We start from the raw sequence: 2,223 nt of genomic DNA on the forward strand, positions 1-2,223 counted from the left end.
TTACCCAAAACTTAGCGAAAATAAAAACAGCTTAGGGGAACCTCGAATTTCCCCTAAGCCATCCGATTACATATTACCAAATAATGTCACTAAAATTTATTCACCAACACCATTTGACAAAGAACCAATATTTTTCCTCAGTTTGACAATATTTATGGAGCATTTTGCGTTCTTTGAGGAACGCAATTTGTTTTTTTATGTAAAATAATTATACTCCAGGAGATTGCCTTCTCGACAAATGAGGTGTTTTCATTGATCAATGCCATCGGAGGAATTGGGATTTTTTTATTGGGCATGTCATTGCTCACGAACGGTTTGAAAGAGATTGCGGGGGAAACGTTGAAAAAATGGCTGCATACTTTCACGAAAGGCACATTGACTTCCCTCTTAACCGGATTTGTCATGACGGTGCTGGTTCAGTCATCAACCGCCACCACGATTTTGACGGTCGGTTTTGTAAGTGCCGGGCTTCTCACCTTTGTGCAGTCCATCGGGATCATCATCGGCGCCAATATCGGAAGCACCAGCACCGGCTGGATCATTTCCTTGTTAGGATTTAAAATCAGTCTGCAAGCCATGTCGCTTCCGATGATTGCGCTGGGTGTGCTGATCCAATATGTGGCCCCAAGCGACATCAAAAAATATGGCGGCGTTTTCACCGGTTTTGGACTGTTGTTTTTGGGGATCGATTTGCTGCAAACAGGGATGGAGTCGGCCCAAGAATGGATTTCCTTTGATTCATTCGATACGGAATCGTGGCTGTCCATCCTGCTGCTCATTGGCATCGGCATATTGATGACCATCATTATGCAGGCTTCCAGCGCGGCAATGGCGACGACCCTCACCGCCTTGTTTGCGGGAGCGATCGATTTTGAACAGGCGGCGTATCTGGTGGTCGGCCAAAACATCGGAACGACGGCAACGGCGATTGTCGCATCGTTCGGTTCTTCCATTGCCGCAAAACGAACAGCGGCGACCCATCTGTTGTTCAATGTCGTAACCGCTGTCATCGTGACAGTATTTATCGGCTACATATTGCAATTGGTGGAGTTCATGACGGTTGGGCTGGTCGGAAGTTTTGATGAAACGGTGGGGCTCGCTTTATTCCATACGTTATTCAGTGTATTGGGAGCGATCATTTTTGTTCCATTTACAAAGCAGTTTTCCAAATTATTGATAAAGATGTTGCCGGAAAAAGCCAATGCATTGACACGGAATCTGGACGATCAATTGGTTTCCATTCCATCGGCCGCCCTCGAAGTGGCTTATCAAACGTTGCTGCAAATGATGAAGCAGCTGACGGATGCCATTTTGGAATTGATTGAAGCGAAAAAGGGAACGGGCAGTTTCGAGAAAAAGGTGAGGGAAGTGGAGGCCGCCATTGTGGAAATCCGGAAATTCCTCAATGAAGTGCAGTCGGATTCCGCAAGACTCCGGAATCAGCATGTGGCGATCATCCATGTGCTTGACCACATCACAAGGCTGGTCAGCGTGCTGAGGGAACATCAAAAGGTGGAAGGCATTTATCATCATGAAAAGTTGATGAAACGATTTTCCAAAACGCTGGAGCAAATCAATGAAAGCTTCGGCAGTGAAGAAACGCTCTCGGCCATGGAGCAGGAGCTGGAGAAAACGGCCCACACCATTGCGGAAGAGCGGCGCACCCGCAGAAGAAAATATTACGAACGGACAGCGGTTCGGGAGACGGAACTGGAAGTGGCCATGTCCAAAGTGCAGGCGCTGCTCTGGATTGACCGCCTCGTCTATCATTACTGGCGCGCCTTTGCGAGATTGGTGGAGTTTCAGAAAGGTGCGGAAATCGAGGAGTCGACAAATTTCCGTGATGTGGAGACGATGTAGGGGAATGAAATATGGTTTCATTTTAAACGCTCGGGTGTCTGGGACATCCGGGCTGTTTTTTGTAAAAGGAGATATTCTGAGTTGGAAAATATGATAAAATATTCCTAAATCCATTTTATTTTTTCGGCTGGTTGTCAAGATCATCCAGTTTCATAGTTGTTTAGTAGATAATGATTTGGAAAGGTTGGTAGTTTGTATGGGTATTTTGACAAAATTATTTAACCGCAATAAAAATCGGGTAATCGGATTATACGGTTGAAAACCATTAATTTATAATATTTGTTCATGTATATAAAAAACGGATTATTGAGTTGAAGACTACCATAACAGGTGGTCTTTTTTAATACACAAATAAATTTATAA

2 protein-coding genes are annotated in these 2,223 nt (G+C 44.7%); both read left to right on the forward strand.

What is annotated here, in order from left to right; translation table 11 throughout:
* Positions 1-208, forward strand: a 208-nt coding sequence (locus tag ACFPOH_RS11195) for a hypothetical protein (RefSeq protein ID WP_390309677.1), incomplete at its 5' end; no start/stop codon positions are given.
* Between the two features lie 35 nt (positions 209-243).
* Positions 244-1,860 (forward strand): Na/Pi cotransporter family protein, encoded by a 1,617-nt coding sequence (locus ACFPOH_RS11200; RefSeq protein WP_342469266.1) that lies wholly within the window; start codon positions 244-246, stop codon positions 1,858-1,860.
* Positions 1,861-2,223 lie beyond the last annotated feature (363 nt).

Origin of the sequence: Ureibacillus suwonensis (assembly GCF_042655065.1) — a bacterium.
In the GTDB taxonomy this organism is placed as follows: domain Bacteria; phylum Bacillota; class Bacilli; order Bacillales_A; family Planococcaceae; genus Ureibacillus; species Ureibacillus suwonensis.